Below are 18,721 nucleotides of genomic sequence, written 5' to 3'. Positions count from 1 at the left end.
CTCATCCAGTCAGCCGGCCTGGAGGGGCCCTGGGGACTGCCCTCCAGGGCAATCCGCCGTTCCTTGCCCATGGACCCGCCGCTGCCATAAAGACAGACCACCCCCATGCCTCCCATCGACCCCGCGCTCCGAGCCGCCCGACTGGCCCACACGTTCGTCCCCTTCAGTCAGCTGCGCACGGCGCGGTTGCTGCTGGGGCTGAACGGTCAGCAGCCGCTCGAGGTCCAGCGCAGGCTGTTCGGCTACGACCTGACATTGCAGGCCCACCGCAGCACGACGCACATGCTGCTGTACCTGCAGGGCGACGACTTCCTGTCGGACCTCCCGCTCATCGCGTCCCATCTGCGGCCGGGCATGGTGGCCTTCGACGTGGGGGCCAACATCGGCTACCTCTCCATGTACCTGCGCAGCCGCATCGGCCCGCTGGGACAGCTCTTCAGCTTCGAGCCCGAACCAGAGAACTACGCGGAGCTGGACGCCAACTTCCGGAGCAACCACCTGCACAACTGCCAGGCCGTCCAGGCGGCGGTGGGTTCGCGGGAAGGCGTCATCACCTTCGCCACGGGCCTCAACGGACACGTTCCCGAAGAAGGCGCGGAGGGCATCACCGTCCCGGTCGTCACCGTGGACGGCTTCGTCCAGAAGCAAGGCCTGTCACGCGTGGACTTCGTGAAGGTCGACGTGGAGGGCTTCGAGCTGGACGTGCTGGCCGGCATGCGGGCCACGCTCGAACGTCCGGACAAGCCCATCCTCTACATCGAGGTCCACGGACGGGGTGAGTATGCGCGAGCCGACCCTCGCCGCGTCTGCGAGGTGCTGGAGGGGCACTACAAGAACATCCGCGCCTACGTGTCCCCCGACGACTTCAAGGCGAAGCAGGGCGGCTTGCGCCGTCTGTGGGGCCGGGTGTCGCCTTTCGGTGACATTGAACAGGCGTGCCGGGTCGACCTGCGCGAAGTGAAGCAGCACGACACCCAGCGCTACCAACTGCTCTGCCTGCCTTGAAGGGCGCGGAGCAGGCACGCTCCGCAACGTCGGACCGGCGTCACTGCCCGCACTCTCCCTTGCATGGTGGCTGCTCGGAAGGCGTAAGGTGCCCGCCGGACCCAACCCGGAGGGAGGCAGCGAATGGACGCGCATCAGGGCCTGCACATCGAGACCCATCCTCGAGAAGGAGACCCGCTGGTTCGCGCCCGGCGGCCCGACCCGTGCGCGCTGGTGTTGTTCGGCGCCACCGGAGACCTGGCCCAGCGCAAGCTCTTCCCGGCCCTGTTCGAGCTGGCGCGAGACCACCTGCTGCCAGAGAGCTTCGCCGTCGTCGCCTTCAGCCGCTCCGAAGGGGACAGCGAGGCCTTCCGCGACCAGGTGAAGGCGTCCCTGCAGGAGTTCGCCCGCACCCAGCCCCTGGATGAGGCCATCTGGAAGGACTTCGCCCCGCGCCTGGAGCTCATCTCCGGCGGCTATGACGACCCGAAGTCCTTCGTGCGCCTGCGCGAGGAGCTCGACCGGGTCGCCCAGAAGTTCGGCACCCAGGGCAACCAGTTCTATTACCTGGCCACGCCGGCCTCCACCTTCCCCAAAATCCTCAACGGCCTGTCGGAGTCGGGGCTGCTCAAGCGCCAGGAGCAGGCCGACCCGCGCCCGTGGCAGCGGCTCATCATCGAGAAGCCCTTCGGCCACGATTTGGAGAGCGCCCGCGCGCTCAACCGCGAGCTGGCGGCGGTGCTGGACGAGCGGCAGATCTTCCGCATCGACCACTACCTGGGCAAGGAGACGGTGCAGAACATCCTCGTCTTCCGCTTCGCCAACGCCATCTTCGAGCCGCTGTGGAACCGGCAGCACATCGACCACGTGGAAATCACCGCGGCGGAGACGCTGGGCGTGGAGGGGCGCGGAGGCTTCTACGACGAGACGGGCGTCATCCGGGACATGGTGCAGAACCACCTGCTCCAGGTGCTCGCGCTGTGCGCCATGGAGCCGCCGGTGTCCTTCGGCGCCGAGGACATCCGCGACGAGAAGAACAAGGTCTTCCGCGCGCTGCGCCCGCTGGAGGGCCGCGAGGTGTCCCGCGCGGTGGTGGCCGGTCAGTACGAGGGCTACCTCCAGGAGAAGGGCGTGAAGGCTGGCTCACGCACGCCGACCTACGTCGCCATGAAGATGAACATCGACAACTGGCGCTGGGCGGGCGTGCCCTTCTATCTGCGCGCGGGAAAGAAGCTGAAGCGGCGCCTGACGGAGGTGTCCATCCACTTCAAGTCAGTGCCCATCAGCCTCTTCTCTGGAGAAGGCGCCACCTGCCAGCGGCTGCAGCCCAACGTGCTCACGCTGCGCATCCAGCCCCAGGAAGGCATCGCGCTCTCCTTCGAATCCAAGGTGCCCGGCGAGGACGTCAACATCGCGGGCGTCACCATGGACTTCAACTACCAGGAGACCTTCCAGCGGCCGGTGCCCGAGGCCTACGAGCGCCTGCTGCTGGACTGCATGCGCGGCAACGCCACCCTCTACGCGCGGCAGGACAGCGTGGAGCAGGCGTGGACCTTCGTGACGCCCATCCTCCAGGCCCTGGAGTCCGGAGAAGGCGGACCGGCGCACGGCTACGCCGGTGGCAGCGCGGGCCCGGACGCCGCGGCCGCGCTGCTGGCCCGGGATGGCCGCCGGTGGGCGGGCCTGTGACCACCAGCGCGCGCACGCACGTCGTGCCGACCGAGTCCCTGCCCCGGGAGGCCGCGGTGTGGATGGCGCGCGCGCTCCAGGACACGCTCGCCACCCAGCGTCGCGTCAGCCTGGCCCTGTCGGGTGGCGGCACGCCGGGGCCCGCGTACCGGGCGCTTGCGGCGCAGGTGCTCCCCTGGGAGCGCGTGGACGTCTACTTCGTGGACGAGCGCTTCGTGCCGCCCGACCACGCGGACAGCAACTACCGGATGGTGGAGGACACGCTGCTGCGCCCCTTGCGGCTGTCACCGTCGCAGGTGTTCCGCATGGAGGGGGAGCGCGAGGACCGCGCCGCCGCCGCCAGGGACTACGCGGCGAAGCTGCCTCCCGTCCTGGATGTCGTGTTGCTGGGCATGGGAGAGGACGGGCACACGGCCAGCCTCTTCCCCGGCCACCCCGCGCTGGAGGAAACCGAGCAGCGCGTCCTGGCGGTGGTGGGCCCCAAGCCGCCGCCCTGGCGGATGACGTTGACGCTGCCGGTGTTGCGGTCCGCTCGGCGCGTGCTGACCCTGGTGTCGGGGGCGGGCAAGCGGGACACGGTGCGCCGGGCGCTGGCGGGGGACGCGGGCCTCCCCGCCGCCCGGGTGACGAATTCGGAGTGGATGTTGGACCCCGCCGCCGCCGGGCGGTGAGGCTCCCTGTCGAAAACCTTCCAGGAGGAACCAACGATGAGTGAGGCAGCGGGCGCGCAGTTCGGCGTGGCGGGAATGGGCGTCATGGGGGCGAGCCTCGCCCTCAACATCGCGGACCACGGCTTCCGGGTGGCCGTATGGGACAGGCACGCGGAGCGCATCGACGAGATGCACCGCAAGCACGGTCACCCCGAGGTCTGGGGCACCGAGTCGCTGGAGGCCTTCATCCAACGGCTGGAGCGCCCGCGCAAGGTGTTGCTGATGGTGACGGCGGGCGCGGCGGTGGACTCCATGCTGGAGCGCCTCTTGCCGCTGATGGCGGAAGGCGACGTCATCATGGACGCCGGCAACTCGTGGTTCCTGGATACGCGCCGCCGCGAGGAGCAGTGCAGGTCCAAGGGCATCCACTTCCTGGGCGTCGGCGTGTCCGGCGGCGAAGAGGGCGCGCGCAATGGCCCCTCCATCATGCCGGGCGGCGCGCCCGCGGCGTATGAGCTGGTGCGGCCGGTGTTCGAGGCCATCGCCGCGAAGACGGACCTGGGCCCGTGTGTCACCTACGTGGGGCAGGACGGGGCCGGGCACTTCGTGAAGATGGTGCACAACGGCATCGAGTACGCGGACATGCAGCTGCTCGCGGAGACGTACGACGTGCTGCGCCGCGGGCTCGGGCTGGACGCGGACGCGCTTGCGGACCTGCTGTCCAAGTGGGACCACGGCATCGCTGGCTCGTTCCTGCTGGAGACCACCATCAAGGTGCTGCGGCAGAAGGACCCGGAGACGGGCCGACCGCTGGTGGACCTGGTGCTGGACAAGGCGGGCCAGAAGGGCACGGGCAAGTGGACGGTGCAGGTGGCGCTGGACCTGGCCGTGCCGATTCCGTCCATCGCCGCGTCGCTGGACGCGCGCATCCTGTCGTCCATGAAGGACGAGCGCGTGGCCGCCGCGCCGAAGCTGAAGGGCCCGGCGGTGCAGCTCAGCAAGGAGGAACAGGCGCAGCTGGCGGCGTGGACGCACGACGCGCTCTACGCGGCGCGCGTGGTGACGTATGCGCAGGGCATGCGGCTCATCCAGGCGGCTTCCCAGGAGTATCAGTGGAACATCCACCTGGCGGAGCTGGCGCGCATCTGGCGGGGTGGCTGCATCATCCGCGCGAAGCTGCTCACGCCGCTGCGCGAGGCCTTCCAGCAGCAGCCGACGCTGCCCAACCTGATGGTGTCCGACGCCTTCGCGCCGGTGCTGGAACGCATGGCGCCCGCGTGGCGGCAGGTGGTGGGCGTGGCCACGCGCGTGGGCATCCCCGTGCCGGTGTTCAGCGCGTCGCTGGCGTACCTGGACAGCTATCGCACGGCGGAGCTGCCGCAGAACCTCACCCAGGCGCAGCGCGACGCCTTCGGTGCGCACACGTACCAGCGCAAGGACCGACCGGAGGCGGGCTTCGTCCACACGGAGTGGGGCAAGTAGTCAGGGCCCGGTGCTTCCCGGGCGCGCGCGTCACGGCGCTCGGGACGGCCTCTGGGCGGTGCGCTCTGTCAGCAGCGCGCCGGTGCCTCCCTCATCGGAGACCGAGCAGATGAGCGTCCGGTGCGAGGACGCGTAACCCCGCACGTAGGAGCGCGTGGCGACGCAGAGCGAGGCCACGCCGCTCGCCGCGCCGACATCTCCGAAGGCAATGGCGGGGAGCACGAGCCGGCTCTCCACGAAGTCGACCTGCTCATGGAGAAGCTGCTGGGCATGGCCCCAGACGCGCGCCTTCCATTCCTCACCGTTGAGGTCCAACAGGAGGTCTCCCCGGAACGGCTCCCGGACTCCGGCGGCCTCCAGCGTTCGCTGGACAGTCATGGAGAGCTTGCGTCCCCACTCGGGAGCCAACTGACTCCGGGAGCGGACAGGCGCATCCTCCTCCGAAGGCGCGTCGGGTGCGTCCTGAACCACGGCGGCCAGGATGCGAGACTCGGCCCGAGCTCCCCGCTGCCCCGCGTTCAGGGCCCGCTCCACCAGCACACAGGCCGCGGACTCGCTGGGGCACAGCCCCACGGGACGCTCGGACGTCTTGAGCCGCCCCTCGCGGATGAGGAGGTTGATGCTGGGGCGGTCCAACCAGGAATCGGTGCCCAGGATGAGGACGCGCTCCATGCTGCTGCGCGTGAAGAGCGCTTCGGCCCGCTGCACCGCCGTCGCCACGCCATGGGGCCCGCCGGTGATGAAGCCACCTGGAATCATCTGGAGCGGCAGTTGCGTCAGGCGCGCGAGCAGGTCCGCGCAGTAGGCCTCCAGCAACGCGGGGACCTCGGGGTCCGGCCAGAAGAAGCGCTCGAACAGGAGCGGGGGCAGCACCCAGGCGACGCCCGTCGTCTGCCAGAAGCGGGCGTCCTCGCGGCCCGGCAACTGGCCGTAGTCCACCAGGTCCTCCAGGGCCGTGACGGCCATGCGGACCCAGGTGCCCGACTGGATGAAGCCATTCGTGTAGCCCTCGATGGGCGCTCCCGTGACGGGCGCCTCGAGCTCGGCTTCGTCATAGGCAACCACCTGGGCCAGGGGGTGGCGCCACGTCAGGCCGGCGCGCTGCGCGGCGCAGCTGGTGACCACGTCGAATCCCAGGCTGGACACCATGCCCAGGCCACTGATGACGATTCCCGTTGCTGGAGGCATCAGCGTTTCGACTTCTTGCTTGGCTTTCTGAAGGAGCTGAAGGGCTCGGGGACGCGCCAACTGTCCGGGGCGGGCAGCTTGCGCAGGTGGAACCTCCGCGCGACGTCGGGCGCCAGCGGATGGTCCGGCGCCACGGTGAGCCCGGCGCGCTGGGCCAGCTCGATATAGGCCAGGATCTCGGTGGAGACGTGCGCGGTGGTGGCGGCCTCGTCGGGGTTCTGCGTCTCTTCGCGGCGCGCCTTGTCGTAGGCCTTGCGCTTCTGGTCGATGAGGGCTTCGAGCCCTTCGTCAAAGCGCTGCTGGTCCTTGTCGATGAGTCCCCAGCAGACGTCGAGATGCGGGTCGGGGTTCTCCTCGGTCAGCCTGGCGAAGAGCTCCAAGTCGGGCAGCAGCTCCTCACGCGGGACGTTTCCAAAGAAGAACGCCATGGGCAGCCACACTGCGAAGAAGTCCTCTTCGTATTCGCGCGTGGTGTCGGGCTTGCGTGGGCACAGCGGGGCCATGGCCCGCGCGGCCTCATCGTCCCGGCAGGCGACGGCGTCGAAGAAGGGCTCGGCCTTCGAGGTGAGCTTCTCTGCGTCGGGCGCGGTCGTGAGGAAGTGCAGGAAGGCGCGAGCGCTCTTGGACAGGTATGCGTAGAACGGCTCCGGGTCGCTGGTGGCCAGGAGCGAGCCCGTCGCGATGCGCCGATGGAGCAGGCAGATGTACGCGTAGTTCTGCAGCGCGGGAGGCGCGGCGATGACGCGCGGAAGCAGCTCCTCGAGCGCGGTGCCTGAGTTCTTGATGGCGATGGGGAGGAAGTTCGGCTTCATGTCGTCAACGCGGGTGAATGGCCAGACGCGCATTCTACGTCCGGGTCCGTCATGTGTCGCTGGCCTTGGCCGCAGGCCCTTGACCCTCCCGGATGCGTCCGGGACACTCGATGGCGCAGGCACCCTTCAGCTCGGGACCAGGCCATGTCGAAGAAGAAGGACACGGGGCATTTCGGGGACGCGGAACTCAACGACCTCCACCTCACCGTGAAGAGCACGACCGAGGGTGGCGCCTGCCTCACTGGCCATACGGGTGACTTCTCCGGCTTCAAGAACAAGGTCTCCTGCAATTACCGATATCAGGCCTACGAGCAGGCGGACAGCCACGGGGAAATCAAGGAACGACTGCACCGCTACAATGAGCACCCGCCCGAGCGGCGCCTCCAGACCTCCGCCTACCGGGCGAACAAGGGCGGCATGACGCCCGACCGCTACTGCGCCCACCTGGACATTCCGGAGCCGGGAGACTGGGACATCGGCGGTCCTCCGCGCGCCATCAAGCGCCGGACCTTCGCCAAGGGCAAGGTCCGCATCCCAGCCGGCTACAACTTCACGCAGGACACCTGGCCGTACTGGAACAACGCCCACCACTTGATTCCGAAGGGCACGTTGGACTCAGTCATCCAGAAGCAGGAAGCCAAGGTCAGCAACATGATCCAGAAGGCCCTGCTCAAGGCCAGGTACAACATCAACCACAAGAAAAACATGTTGCTGATTCCGCAGGACCGCGAGGTCGCTGCGCTGCTCAACCTGCCACGTCATATCCAACTAAAGGATGACGATACGTCGTCGCTTCCGGCAACATGCACGGACCACCCTGTCTATAACGACATGGTGGACCGAATGAACACCGGCCTCGACAAAATCATCAAAGACTATAAAAACATTTTCGACCAAGCCAAAGAAGACGAACACGAAATTCCAGATACAGAACTCGACAAATCGCGTCTGGAAAACCTCTCCACCGAACTCCTTGAGCTAATCCTATCCTGGGGACGAACCGGAGGAACCGGCCCCTCACTCGACAAGAAGTCGACTCAACTCCTCAAGAAGAACTCACTCTAACATCAAAACAAGACAACCGTCAATGAAATACCACCTCATCCACCTAATGCCTCGCGAAAATAGAAATTTCTGCTTCATCGACGACGAACCTGAAGGGATTGGGATAAAATCATACAAACTCGGGAAGGGCCTTCCTCTCGGCAGCGACTATCCACCGAACGCCCGCGTCTTCATGACCGACCGCCACAAAGGAATCCAGGTATCGGACCTCATCGAAAACGCATGCAACCTGCTCATCATCAGCAAAAGAGTCAAAGAGGTCATCGAGCGTGTCAACAAAGCGCCCACGGAGTACCTCCCCCTATCCATCTACAATCACAAGAAGCGTGCGGCCTCAACTGACTATTTCATCATCAACCCACTCGGCACATTCGACTGTCTCAATTTGGAGACCTCGGACATCGTGTACCACAACGACAAAGTGGTCGACGTCCGCAACTTAGTGCTCGATCCGCAGAAGCTTGAGAACGCACCTCACCTGTTTCGGGTCCAAGAGGATTCCTACACCTACATCATCAGCGAACAACTTCGGCAGGAACTGCGCACATTGGACCCACTCCCAACTAACTTTTTCATTACAGAACTTGAGCAGGTCCCATCTCACACCAGGCCCACCTCATCAACCGTCTGACCTGCCTCACAGAAGCGGCGACGCGTCCTACACAAACACAAGAACCGGCTCCACACCCAAGCTTTCAAACCACGCAAACCGCAATTCCAATCGAGACCGGATGAACTACTACCTCATCCTCCCAATGCCCCGACAGAAGCTCGAGTACTCTTTCATCGATGAACCCCCTGAAGGACTCGGGCTCAACAGGTACAAGGTTGGTCACGGCGAAAGGCTGGGTGCCGAGTACCCGGCAGCCACTCGGGTCTACATGACAGACCGGTACCAGGGCATCCAGGTTTCCGACTACGTGGAAAACGCTTGCGGCATGCTCATCGTCAGCAAGCGAGTCAAAGCGGTGTTTGAGCGCGTCAACCAAAGTCCTGTGGAGCACCTGCCACTGGCCATCTACAATCACAAGAAGAGACCCGCCTCCACAAACCACTTCATCGTCAACCCATAGGGGTCCTGGACTGTTTCAACCTGGACGCATCGGACATCAATCAATTCAAAGACAAGATCGTCCGCGTCCAAAGTCCTGTCCTCGACCCAGCCAAGCTCAAGCACCATCTCTTCCGGATGCGCGAACACTCGTATTCGTACCTGATGAGCGAAGTCATGGTCCAAGCGCTGCGCACGCTGAGCCCGCGCCCAACCCATTTCCTGCTCGACCTACTCGACCAAGTACCGGCGAAGTCCGCACATCCCCAGCCAGCATGACACAATGGCTGCCCATGACTGAATAGTCATGGCGCGCTGCATCTTTCACAAACACCGCACATCAGGCATCATTGAGGCTCTCTATCCGGAGCCTCGACCATGACGCTGGATGCCGGAGCGAAGCTGCTGCATGCGGTACGTGAGTTGGCCCCTGCCCTCTCCGCTCGCAGCGGGGAGATTGAACAGGCACGGCAGCTCCCCCTGGACCTCATCGCCACGCTGAAGGACCTCGGCGTCTACCGGATGCTGGTCCCGCGCAGCCACGGAGGACTGGAGCTGGACCTCGTCACGGGCCTCGACGTCCTCTCCGAGCTGGCCCGCTCGGACGCCTCCACCGCCTGGACGATGATGATTGCCTCGGAGAGCCCCCAGCTCTTCGCCCTCCTCCCCCGCGAGGAGTTCGACGCCGTCTACGCCCCGGGGCCCAATGCCACCGGAGGCGGCGCCTTCAATGCCCAGGGCAAGGCCGTGCAAGTGGACGGCGGTTACCGCGTCACCGGTCACTGGAACTTCGCCACCGGCTGCCGCACCAGTGAATGGCTGTTCGGCAACTGCGTCGTGCTCGGCCCGGACGGCAAGCCCCGCCCGGGCCCCGCCGAGGGCCTGCCCGAGACGCGCGCCATGCTGCTGCCCGCCAGCGAGGTCCGCATCATCGAGCACTGGGACGTGCTCGGCCTGCGCGGCACCGGCAGCCACGACATCGCCATTGACGCCTTCGTCCCCCTGCAACGCACCTTCGACATCTTCACCGGCCAGCCCTGCGTACCGGGCGCCAACTTCGTGGTGCCGGTGCTCCACTACGCCATGCACATCGGCGCGGTGGCGGTGGGCATCGCCCAGGGCGCGGTGGATGACCTGCTCGCCCTCGCCCGCTCGGGCAAGCGCCGGCTGTACGCGCGCACCTCGCTGGTGGACTCCCCCGTGTTCCGCAACCGCCTGGGCCGCGCCGAGACAGGCGCCCGCGCCGCGCACGACGCGCTCCGCCGCATGGGCGAGGTGTTCTGGGAGGCCTGCCAGGAGTCCCCCGTGAGCGCCTTCGGACTCGCGCCCCAGGTGTCCTCCACCCTGACCTGGGCCGTGGAGACGGCCGCCGAGGTGGTGACGGCCTGCTACCACGCGGGCGGCGCGACGTCCGTGCGCGACGGCGCCTCGCTCCAGCGCCGCTTCCGCGACATCCACACCCTCACCCAGCACGCGGCCGTGGCGGAGGGCTGGTTCACCCAGGAAGGCAGCGCCCTCCTGGGCTTCCCCGTCCTCTTCGAGGCCTGAAGCGCGCGGACCTACGCCCGCGTGGCGCGCAGCTCCGCGCGGCGAATCTTCCCGCTCACCGTCTTCGGCAGCTCGGTGACGAACTCGATTTCGCGCGGGTACTTGTAGGGCGCAGTCGTCCGCTTCACGTGCTCCTGCAACGCCTGCGCGAGCGCCGGGGATGCCGTATGCCCCGGCGCCAGCACCACGAAGGCCTTCACCCGCTGGCCAATCTTCTCGTCCGGCACACCGATGACGGCCGACTCCGCCACCGCGTCGTGCTCCAGCAGCGCGGACTCCACCTCGAACGGCCCCACGCGGTAGCCCGACGTCTTGATGACGTCATCCGCGCGCCCCACGAACCAGAAGTAGCCGTCCGCGTCGCGCACGGCCCGGTCTCCCGTTACGTACCAGTCGCCACGCCGGCACGCAGCGTTGGCCGCGTCGTCCCCGAGGTAGCCCTGGAACAACCCCACGGGCCGCTCGGGCGCCACGCGCACCGCGATGTCCCCCTCCTGCCCGTCCGCCACCTCCTGACCCTGGTCGTCGATGACGCTCACCGTGAAGCCCGGGGACGGCTTGCCCATGGAGCCCACGCGCGGCGTCATCGAGGGGAACATGCCCACAATCATCACCGTCTCCGTCTGCCCGTAGCCCTCGTGAATGTGCAGCCCGGTGGCGTCCTTCCACGTGTCGATGACCTCCGGATTGAGCGGCTCGCCCGCGCTCACCGTGTGGCGCAGCGAGGACACGTCGAAGGCCTTCAAGTCCTGGAGCACCAGCGCGCGCCACGCGGTGGGCGGCGCGCAGAACGTCGTAACCTGCTGCGTCTCCAGCACCTTCAGCAACTTCGCGGGCTCGAAGCGGCCACGGAAGTCATAGACGACGTTGCACGCGCCCTGACTCCACGGCCCGAAGAGCTTGCCCCACGCGCACTTGGCCCAGCCGGTGTCGCTGAGCGTCAGGTGCCGGTCCTCCGGCGTCAGGTCCAGCCAGAAGCGGCCGGTAATCACATGCCCCTGCCCGTAGCTGGCCTGCGTGTGCAGCACCATCTTCGGCATGCCCGTGGTTCCGGACGTGAAGTAGATGAGCAGCGGCGCATCCGCGCGCGTGGGCTCGAAGGCCGCGCCCGCGTCCGCCACACCGGACGCGTAGCGCGCCCACGGCGACGGCGCGCCCTCGCCCACCGACACCCAGGTGCGGCCCCCCTTGCCCGCCGTCCCCACCAGGCCGTCAAAGCGCTCCAGGCAGCTCATGTCCGCAATCACCACCTGGGCCTCCGCCACCTCCAACCGGTAGCGGATGTCCTTCGGCGTGAGCATGGGCGTGCCCGGCACGAAGACGATGCCCACGCGAATGCAGCCCAGCACCAGGAACCACCACTCCGGCACACGCGGCATCATGATGAAGACCCGGTCACCCCGGCGCAGCCCCTGCTCCGCCAGGAAGCGGGCCGCGTGCAACGAGCGCCGCCGCAAGTCCTCCCACGTGAAGCGCCGCTCCTGCCCCGCTTCGTCGGACCACAACAGGGCCAGCGCCTCCGGGCGCTCGGCGGCGTACCTATCGATGACGTCGGCCGCGAAGTTGAAGTGCTCGGGCCGCTCCCACCGAAAGTCCCGGCGGGTGGCCTCGTAGTCCTTCATGTTCCGAGGGGGTGACAGGGGCATGGCGGCCGACTCCTGGGCGGAAGAAACCAACCGCGAGAGCCTGCCACGCCGCGCCAGGTGCGTCCTCCGCGAGTCCCGCGTTCGCCCGGTGCCGGACACGCGCCCGCGCGAAGCCCACAAACGCAAGCGGCCGGCCCTGTCACAGGCCGGCCTCGCGCGCGACTTCATCCGAAGCGCGCGCTCAGTTGATTTCAGCGCACGGGAAGAGCGTGTTGTACGCGCCACACGTGCGCAGCGTGGCCAGCAGCAGGTGCTCGGCGTTGGCCGCGCGGCCGGACGCCTCCTCGCTCCGGGCCCGCTCACGCTCGGCCAGCAGGTTGAGCCACGGGTCCCTGGAGCCATGGGCGTAGCGCTGCAGGGCCTTCAGCGACTCCGCGTCCCGGGCGGCCTCGCCCGTGTGGAGCAGCGCGCCGACGTACAGGTCCGTCTCCTGGGAGACGCGCAGCCGCTCCAGCAGGCCGGGGACGGACTCCCCTTTCACCAGCCGCGCATAGTCCTCCGCCAGCGGCGCACGCGCCTGGAAGTCATGAGCCGCCACATCCCGGACGTAGTCCTGGAGCACCGTGCCTTCCCCCAGCCGGTCCAACGCCGCGGCGAGCGGCAGCAGCGAAGCCACCGCGCCCGCCGAGGTGGCCGAGCGCACCACTTCATAGAGCGCCGCGCGCGTCACCGCGGGCTGCTGGTGCACCAGGTACGACGCATCCGCCGTCTTCTCGGTGAGCTGCGTCCACGTCTCCCGCACCTGGCGCCGCCACCGGGCGGCCTCCGCGTCACGCAGCGCGCGCATCTCCTCCGCGCGCTTCTCCGCGGCCACCTTCCAGCCCGCCTCCTGGCCCGGCAGCGACGCGACGTCGCGGAACGACGCCTCCGCCTGCTTCAGCAGGCCCAGGCCCCGCAGCGCCAGGCCCCGGTTCCACAGCGCCTGCGCGTGCCGCGGCTCCTGGCGCAGCGCGCCGCCGAGCAGGTTCAGCGCCTCCTCCCACCGCTGCCCGCTGAGGGCCACCACCGCGCGGTCATTGTCCCGGTCCGCCGAGGCCGGTGCCCGCGACAGGAAGGACTCCGCCTGCTGCCAGTCCCCGCGCAGCGCATAGGCCGCGGCGATGCCCCGGAAGTCTCGCTGCTCCTCCAGCTCCGCCAGGGGACGCAGCGGCAACGGGTTCGCGGCGCCGGACGTGCCGCGCATCGGCTCGTAGGGCAGGAAGCGGTCCGCCATCGGGTGGCTGAGCCGCGCCTCCAAGGTCCGCACGTCCGCGCCCGCCAGCCACACGTCGGCGGGGGCCTCCGGCTGCGCCTGGAGACGGAACACACCCACCGCCGCCAGCCCCGCCGCCAGCGCCACCGGCACCACCGTGCGGGACACCCGCTGCATCCACGGCCGCAGCGGCGTCACCTTCGCGGGAGGCGGCTCGGCGACGCTGGCGCTCCCCCCCAGGGCGCGGGAGGCCAGCAGCTCCAACTGGAGCAAGTCCCTCAGCCCCGCCTCGCATTCGGGACAACGTCCCAGGTGCTGGCGGAAGGCCTCCGCGTCGGGAGCGGACAGCTCTCCGTCCACGAAGAGGTGCAGATTGGTGCATGGCGTCATCATGAGCTCGTGGCCCCCTGCTCCCGGGCTACCACCACCTGGGGCAGCAGCAGTTCCTTCAAATCCCTACGGGCCAGGGTGAGCCAACTGCCCACGGTGCCCACGGGAACATTGAAATGCTCGGCGATGGCGTTGTAGCGCTTGCCCGCCGCGTGAAGGCGGTAGGCGTCACGCAGATGAGGCTTCAGCCGCTCGATGGCCTTCTGGAAGGCGTCCGTGCTCACCAGCTCCCAGTTCTCCTGGGTCTCGTCTGGTGACATCGCCAAATCCTGTACCAGCGCCAGGTGCGGCATCCCCCGGAACTCCGTCCGCTGGCGGCGGCAATAGTCCAGGAAGCGGTTCGTCATCGTCGTACACAGCCACGCAGCCGCCGCGGAGTCCGTCCGGTCCTTCAGATGCTCGAACTCCGGCATCGCCCGTTCGAAGGTCTCCTGGACGAGGTCCTCCGGCTCCAGGCTGGAGCGGGCACACAACCGGCGGGCCAGCCCTAGGAGGCTGGGCCGATGCTGACGGATGAACGCTTCAAAGCGCCTCCGCTCCCGGTTGAAGAGGTTGGACATTCAGCCCCACTCACGTGCGCGCCTGCGCGTTACCCAGTCAGAAACGCGCGGCGTTCCAATCCTTGAGAAGAAAAAGAAAGACCCGGGCAGAAAAATGCCCGGGAGGGTGAAAACCCCCGCCCGGGCCTGGCGCTTAGCGGGCCTGACTGGGGCTCGGATGCTCCGGCCCGGCCAGGGGAGAAACCGCGGGCGGCGGCAGCGGGAGCCGCTTTCGCGGGGCGACGCTGGCCGTGTCGCAGTTGACGTAGGTGTTCTTCACGTGGGCTTCGCCGGACTCGGAATCCAAGCTACCGGCCATAAGGGATTCGACGGGCGTCATGAGCGCTCGCACCTCGCGATGGGGATGGTCTGAAAGCTAGACAGGGGTGATACGGCAACACGTACAGTCCTTATCACGACACGCGCCAACCCCGCGCATCTGACGGGATGACTCGCGACATGGAATTCACGGAGTTCTGAATGAGCAGGGAAGACTCGCGCCTGGCATTGGAGTGGCACACCTGGCTGGCGGAGAACCTCGCCCTGGGCGTGAGCACGGAGGACGCGCAGCGGGTGCTGGTGGATGCGGGCGTGGAGGCTTCGCTGGCGCAGCGGGAGATTGCCGCGGCGCAGGCGCACCCCTACGTGGTGGCGGCGCGGCGGATTGGCCGGCGCTACGAGTGGCTGGAGGCGCTGGCGGACCTCTACGCGGAGCTGCACCGCCAGTCCGGCGCGGTGACGCTGGAGAAGCGCCGCGGGGTGAGCCCGGAGGAGTTCTTCACCCGCTACTACTTCGGTCACCGGCCGGTGGTGCTGCAAGGCTTCATGGAGGACTGGCCGGCGATGCGCCGCTGGTCGCTCGCGGACTTCCGGGAGCGCTTCGGGGACGTGGAGGTCGAAATCATGTCCGGGCGCGACGCCAATCCGGACCATGCCTCGCAGCCCGACAAACACCGCCAGGTGGTGAAGCTGCGCGACTACGTCCAGCGGGTGGAGACGGACGGAGAGACGAACGACTTCTACATGGTGCCGCGCAACGAGAACTGGAAGCGCGACGGGCTGGCCCGGCTGCGCGAGGACATCCGCGCGCCCGCCGGCATCATCGACCCGGAGCTGCGCCCGGACATGACGACGCTGCTGCTGGGCCCACCGGGCACCGTCACCCCGCTCCACCACGACAACATGAACGTGCTGCTGGGCCAGGTGATGGGCCGCAAGCACGTGCGGCTGGTGCCGTCCTTCCAGCGTCACCTCGTCTACCCGCGCCATGGCACCTTCAGCGCCGTGGACGCGGCGAGCCCGGACGCGGCGCGCTTCCCGCTCTACGGCGAGGCCACCGTCCTGGAGGCCGTGGTGGAGCCGGGCGAGCTGCTCTTCCTGCCCGTGGGGTGGTGGCACTGGGTGCGCGCACTGGACGTGAGCGCCACTGTCACGTTCCATCATTTCCAGCTCCCGGGAGGCAACACGCACCTGAGGACTCCGCAGTAGACGGCCGCACCGCGCGGACGCCCGCACTCAATAGGACTCCACGAGGATGACGTGCCGGGTCCACCCGGCACGGCTGTCCCGCTCCAACCAGCGCTGACGCTCGTCCCGCAGGGCCACCGCCGGCGCGGCGCCTTCACGGATGCGGCGCCGGACGCCATCGAAGAAACGCCCGGCGGCATCCGGGATATCCACCGTGGAGGCCAGCACCGCCCGCGCGCCCGCGTCGATGAAGGCCGCGGGCAGGCTGAAGGGCTCGTGGCTGGTGGTGGTGCTCGCCGCGCGTCCGGCGCTGCACGCCGCCAGGAACACCATGGGCGCCCCCGTGAGCTTCTGCTGGCGCACCACGTCCGCGGTGAGCGCGTAGCGGCCGCTCGTCTCCGGGGACAGCACCACCAGCGACGCGTCCGAGAGCGCCGGGTCCATGATGCCGTGGGCGTGGATTTCGATTTCGGTGGCGTCCCGCATGTCCGCCAGCACGCGCGCGGGCGTGGCGTCCGAACCGGACAGCACCTGCAGCGGCACCGCCTCCGGCTCCTGCGAGGGCAGCCACTGCGGCAGCCGCGGCAGTTGGAGCAGCGCGGGCGCATCCACGCTGGAGACGACGAGCCGCCGGGCCGTGGGCGTGGTGCGCGGCTGGGCCGTGCGGCCGAGCCGGAAGCTCCAGGGCACCTCCGGCGGCAACAGGTCCGTGCGACCGAAGACAGGCGGCCAGGCGAGCACGTCCACGCGCTCGCAGCCACGCAGCACCGCGCGCAGCCGCTCCGGCACCAGCCGCGAGGTGTCCGCCCGGCTGAAGGGCCCCTGTCGGTCCGGCTCATAGTGGCCCAGCACCTGGCCTTGCGTGCCACGCGCCACCACCACCGTGCGCTCGCCGTGCACCGCCGCCGCCAGGGCGCAGCGCCGAGGCACGGGCGTGCCGAGCTGCGCGGCCATCAGCTCCAGCGCCTGGGTGTACTCGCCCGCCTTGCCCGCGTCCGTGACGAGCGACGAATAGCTCAGCGCCCAGGCCTCGCGCGCCAGCGAATCTCCCCGAGGCAGCGCCTCCGCCTCGGTGAGGGTCTGCCGCAGCAGCGCCTGCCCCCGCGCCCTGTCGGAGTCCAGCAGGAAGCGGCCCTCCACGTAGCGGGCATACACCGCGTCGCTGGGCATGGGGTTGCTGTGGTTGGCCCACGTGAGGGCCCGCCGCAGCAGCGCCTCGTCCCCGGGCTTCGGCCGGGTGCGCGACAGTTCCGCCAGGTTGACGGCGAACAGCAGGCTCAGCGGCTCGTTCTCGCAGGCGGCGTTCGCGTCCACCTCGCGGCGCGCGTCGTCCATGCTGTTGTCCAGGTAGTACGTGTGAGCCAGGTTCTCCCGGGGCCAGACGCAGTTGCCGCGCCCGCGGGCGGACCACTCCTCCACATAGGCGCGCGAGCTGGCGAAGTCCCCGCGCGAGCGGGTGATGGCGGCCAGCGCCTCCAGGGCGGTGAACTCCATGTCCCACTCGCGGAGCTGGCGCGCCCAGGCCCAGGCGGTGCGGGCGTGCTGCTCGCCCTCGGTGAGACGCTGGAGGTCGGCGTAAAGGATGCCCAGCCGCAGCTCCAGGTCCACGCAGCGCGCGGACAGGCCGTCCTCGCGGCAGCGCTGGAGCGCGTTGAAGATGCGCTGCTCGGCCTTCCACCACTGGCCCTCGGCCGTCTCGCGGATGGCCTCCTCACGCTCGATGTAGAGGTTGAACCAGGGGTCGTTCTGGCGCTTCGCGCGCTCCACGACCTGGGTCAACATGCGGCGCGTGGCGCGCGTGTGCTGGGCCGTGCCCAGGAAGAGGTCGTCCTCTCCCGAGGCCAGCACCCGCTCCAGCAGCTTGTCCGGCTGGCTCAGCTTGCCGCGCACCAGCGACGCGTACTCGCGCGACAGTGCGCCGCGGCGCGTGAAGTTCCGGCGGCTCACCCGCTGGACGTAGTCCGTCAGCGTGGAGCCGCCGTGGCCGCGGTCCAGCTCCCGCGCCAGGGGCAGCAGGGCCAGGACACGCTCCTTCGACGGCGCCGCGCGGACCACCTCATAGAATGCCTGCCGGACGATGCCCGGGTCCTTTCGGGCCGCCTCCAGCGGAAGAGGTGCCTGAGGGTCATCCACCAGCGCCAGCGTGGCCTCGCGCGCTTCCTTCCACCGGCGGGCGCGCTCCATCGTGGCGTCGCGTTGCTCGCGGGCGTTGGCCTTCGCCTCGCGGCTCCAGCCCGACTCCCCCATCAGCGCCACCTGCTCGAAGGTGTCCGCCGCCTTCATCGTGAGCCCCATCGACTGGAGCACCAGCGCGCGGTTCCACATGGCCTGCGCATGCCTCGGCTGCGCCTTCAGCACGCCGTCCAGCAACCGCAACGCCTGCTCATGCGAGCCGCGGGCGAGGTACACCGCGGCCAAATCACTGTCGCGGTCCGGAGAGGCGGGCATGCGCTCCAGGAACGAGGCCGCCTGGTTCCACTCACCCTGAAGGGCATACGCGGAGGCGATGCCGGACAGGTCGCCCGCCTCCTCCAACCGGGCGAGGTCGCGCAGCGGAATGGGTTCGGGAGCAACGGGGCAGCCGCCCGCCGACGTGCGTGGCCGGTAGCGGTCCGCTTCGGGGTGCGTGAGCCGGGCCTCGATGCGTGACGCGGAGCGCCGCTCCGCCCAGAACTGCGCGGATACAGGTGCCCCGCTCCCCTTGGAGGGCGTGCGGGCAAGCAAGACGGTCAACACCAAGACGGGCGTGGCCAGCGCCAGGACCAGGACTTTGTCGTACGCCGGCTTCAACATACTGCCCCCTCGGGCGCCAACCCCCAAGCAGCCGCCCAACTACCGCGTTGTACACCATCCACCGTTCCCCACCGACTTCCGGCGGAGGCTGGGCAACCCGAAACAGCCGCCTGGCGCATCGCCACCCGCGGCATTTCGCCCGCTTTTTCCAGCCCACCTCCCCTACCGCCCGCCCACGCTCCGCTGGGTGGTCAGGCCGTGAACCAGGCGGCCTGACCTGGAGAC

Annotated in this window: 15 protein-coding genes; 9 read left to right on the top strand and 6 right to left on the bottom strand. The window is 68.5% G+C overall.

Annotated elements, in window-relative coordinates:
- Positions 1 to 105 precede the first annotated feature (105 nt).
- The 4 genes from HV826_RS10370 (at position 106) to gndA (ending at position 4,805) form a co-directional block, all read left to right on the top strand.
- Complete coding sequence (locus HV826_RS10370) at positions 106 to 1,005, top strand: FkbM family methyltransferase (protein WP_176416839.1); 900 nt, start codon at positions 106 to 108, stop codon at positions 1,003 to 1,005.
- A 123-nt stretch (positions 1,006 to 1,128) separates the two neighbouring features.
- Positions 1,129 to 2,673 carry a glucose-6-phosphate dehydrogenase gene (zwf, locus tag HV826_RS10365; protein ID WP_176416838.1) on the top strand — a complete coding sequence of 515 codons (1,545 nt, stop codon included), beginning with the start codon at positions 1,129 to 1,131 and terminating at the stop codon, positions 2,671 to 2,673.
- 62 nt (positions 2,674 to 2,735) lie between these two features.
- Positions 2,736 to 3,344, top strand: coding sequence for a 6-phosphogluconolactonase (gene pgl, locus HV826_RS10360; RefSeq protein WP_255217143.1), 609 nt, complete (start codon positions 2,736 to 2,738; stop codon positions 3,342 to 3,344).
- A gap of 36 nt (positions 3,345 to 3,380) precedes the next feature.
- Complete coding sequence (gene gndA, locus HV826_RS10355; protein WP_176416836.1) at positions 3,381 to 4,805, top strand: NADP-dependent phosphogluconate dehydrogenase; 1,425 nt, start codon at positions 3,381 to 3,383, stop codon at positions 4,803 to 4,805.
- A gap of 30 nt (positions 4,806 to 4,835) precedes the next feature.
- On the opposite strand, the gene HV826_RS10350 is transcribed toward gndA, so the two are convergent.
- Both HV826_RS10350 and HV826_RS10345 read right to left on the bottom strand, forming a co-directional pair.
- The gene (locus HV826_RS10350; protein ID WP_176416835.1) at positions 4,836 to 5,993 is read right to left on the bottom strand and encodes a hypothetical protein; all 1,158 of its coding nucleotides are present in this window, start codon (positions 5,991 to 5,993) and stop codon (positions 4,836 to 4,838) included.
- On the bottom strand, positions 5,993 to 6,805 hold the full coding sequence (locus HV826_RS10345) for an Imm49 family immunity protein (protein WP_176416834.1): 813 nt from the start codon (positions 6,803 to 6,805) through the stop codon (positions 5,993 to 5,995). The genes HV826_RS10350 and HV826_RS10345 overlap by 1 nt, the downstream gene beginning before the upstream one ends.
- A gap of 144 nt (positions 6,806 to 6,949) precedes the next feature.
- On the opposite strand from HV826_RS10345, the gene HV826_RS10340 reads away from it, so the two are divergent.
- The 4 genes from HV826_RS10340 to HV826_RS10325 all read left to right on the top strand — a co-directional run bounded on the left by HV826_RS10340 (position 6,950) and on the right by HV826_RS10325 (position 10,469).
- Positions 6,950 to 7,870, top strand: coding sequence for an AHH domain-containing protein (locus HV826_RS10340; protein ID WP_176416833.1), 921 nt, complete (start codon positions 6,950 to 6,952; stop codon positions 7,868 to 7,870).
- Positions 7,871 to 7,892: 22 nt separating this feature from the next.
- Positions 7,893 to 8,501 (top strand): imm11 family protein, encoded by a 609-nt coding sequence (locus HV826_RS10335; RefSeq protein WP_176416832.1) that lies wholly within the window; start codon positions 7,893 to 7,895, stop codon positions 8,499 to 8,501.
- A gap of 100 nt (positions 8,502 to 8,601) precedes the next feature.
- The gene (locus HV826_RS37070; RefSeq protein WP_255207651.1) at positions 8,602 to 8,943 is read left to right on the top strand and encodes an imm11 family protein; all 342 of its coding nucleotides are present in this window, start codon (positions 8,602 to 8,604) and stop codon (positions 8,941 to 8,943) included.
- A gap of 356 nt (positions 8,944 to 9,299) precedes the next feature.
- A complete protein-coding gene (locus HV826_RS10325) occupies positions 9,300 to 10,469 on the top strand; it encodes an acyl-CoA dehydrogenase family protein (protein ID WP_176416831.1) in 1,170 nt (389 codons plus the stop codon).
- A gap of 11 nt (positions 10,470 to 10,480) precedes the next feature.
- Here the strand turns inward: HV826_RS10325 and HV826_RS10320 are convergent, their stop codons facing one another.
- From HV826_RS10320 to HV826_RS10310, 3 genes are all read right to left on the bottom strand, one after another.
- Positions 10,481 to 12,115: an acyl-CoA synthetase gene (locus HV826_RS10320; protein ID WP_176416830.1), complete on the bottom strand. Its 1,635-nt coding sequence runs from the start codon at positions 12,113 to 12,115 to the stop codon at positions 10,481 to 10,483.
- Between the two features lie 181 nt (positions 12,116 to 12,296).
- The gene (locus tag HV826_RS37855; protein ID WP_176416829.1) at positions 12,297 to 13,700 is read right to left on the bottom strand and encodes a zf-HC2 domain-containing protein; all 1,404 of its coding nucleotides are present in this window, start codon (positions 13,698 to 13,700) and stop codon (positions 12,297 to 12,299) included.
- The gene (locus HV826_RS10310; protein ID WP_176416828.1) at positions 13,697 to 14,257 is read right to left on the bottom strand and encodes an RNA polymerase sigma factor; all 561 of its coding nucleotides are present in this window, start codon (positions 14,255 to 14,257) and stop codon (positions 13,697 to 13,699) included. The genes HV826_RS37855 and HV826_RS10310 overlap by 4 nt, the downstream gene beginning before the upstream one ends.
- 459 nt (positions 14,258 to 14,716) lie before the next feature.
- Between HV826_RS10310 and HV826_RS10305 the strand changes: the two genes are divergently transcribed.
- A complete protein-coding gene (locus tag HV826_RS10305) occupies positions 14,717 to 15,724 on the top strand; it encodes a cupin-like domain-containing protein (RefSeq protein ID WP_176416827.1) in 1,008 nt (335 codons plus the stop codon).
- A gap of 27 nt (positions 15,725 to 15,751) precedes the next feature.
- On the opposite strand, the gene HV826_RS10300 is transcribed toward HV826_RS10305, so the two are convergent.
- Positions 15,752 to 18,496, bottom strand: a complete 2,745-nt coding sequence (locus HV826_RS10300) for a CHAT domain-containing protein (RefSeq protein ID WP_176416826.1) — start codon at positions 18,494 to 18,496, stop codon at positions 15,752 to 15,754.
- Positions 18,497 to 18,721 lie beyond the last annotated feature (225 nt).

Origin of the sequence: Myxococcus sp. AM010, assembly GCF_013372585.1 — a bacterium.
Taxonomy (GTDB): domain Bacteria; phylum Myxococcota; class Myxococcia; order Myxococcales; family Myxococcaceae; genus Myxococcus; species Myxococcus vastator.
Note: the sequence above shows the minus strand (reverse complement) of the source record. Positions and strands in the feature narration are given on the sequence as shown.

Bases quoted from the DNA above. Each gene is read 5' to 3' on its own strand.
- HV826_RS10370 (WP_176416839.1), top strand. From the start codon at position 106: ATGCCTCCCATCGACCCCGCGCTCCGAGCCGCCCGACTGGCCCACACG.
- zwf (WP_176416838.1), top strand. From the start codon at position 1,129: ATGGACGCGCATCAGGGCCTGCACATCGAGACCCATCCTCGAGAAGGA.
- pgl (WP_255217143.1), top strand. From the start codon at position 2,736: ATGGCGCGCGCGCTCCAGGACACGCTCGCCACCCAGCGTCGCGTCAGC.
- gndA (WP_176416836.1), top strand. From the start codon at position 3,381: ATGAGTGAGGCAGCGGGCGCGCAGTTCGGCGTGGCGGGAATGGGCGTC.
- HV826_RS10350 (WP_176416835.1), bottom strand. From the start codon at position 5,993: ATGCCTCCAGCAACGGGAATCGTCATCAGTGGCCTGGGCATGGTGTCC.
- HV826_RS10345 (WP_176416834.1), bottom strand. From the start codon at position 6,805: ATGAAGCCGAACTTCCTCCCCATCGCCATCAAGAACTCAGGCACCGCG.
- HV826_RS10340 (WP_176416833.1), top strand. From the start codon at position 6,950: ATGTCGAAGAAGAAGGACACGGGGCATTTCGGGGACGCGGAACTCAAC.
- HV826_RS10335 (WP_176416832.1), top strand. From the start codon at position 7,893: ATGAAATACCACCTCATCCACCTAATGCCTCGCGAAAATAGAAATTTC.
- HV826_RS37070 (WP_255207651.1), top strand. From the start codon at position 8,602: ATGAACTACTACCTCATCCTCCCAATGCCCCGACAGAAGCTCGAGTAC.
- HV826_RS10325 (WP_176416831.1), top strand. From the start codon at position 9,300: ATGACGCTGGATGCCGGAGCGAAGCTGCTGCATGCGGTACGTGAGTTG.
- HV826_RS10320 (WP_176416830.1), bottom strand. From the start codon at position 12,115: ATGCCCCTGTCACCCCCTCGGAACATGAAGGACTACGAGGCCACCCGC.
- HV826_RS37855 (WP_176416829.1), bottom strand. From the start codon at position 13,700: ATGATGACGCCATGCACCAATCTGCACCTCTTCGTGGACGGAGAGCTG.
- HV826_RS10310 (WP_176416828.1), bottom strand. From the start codon at position 14,257: ATGTCCAACCTCTTCAACCGGGAGCGGAGGCGCTTTGAAGCGTTCATC.
- HV826_RS10305 (WP_176416827.1), top strand. From the start codon at position 14,717: ATGAGCAGGGAAGACTCGCGCCTGGCATTGGAGTGGCACACCTGGCTG.
- HV826_RS10300 (WP_176416826.1), bottom strand. From the start codon at position 18,496: ATGTTGAAGCCGGCGTACGACAAAGTCCTGGTCCTGGCGCTGGCCACG.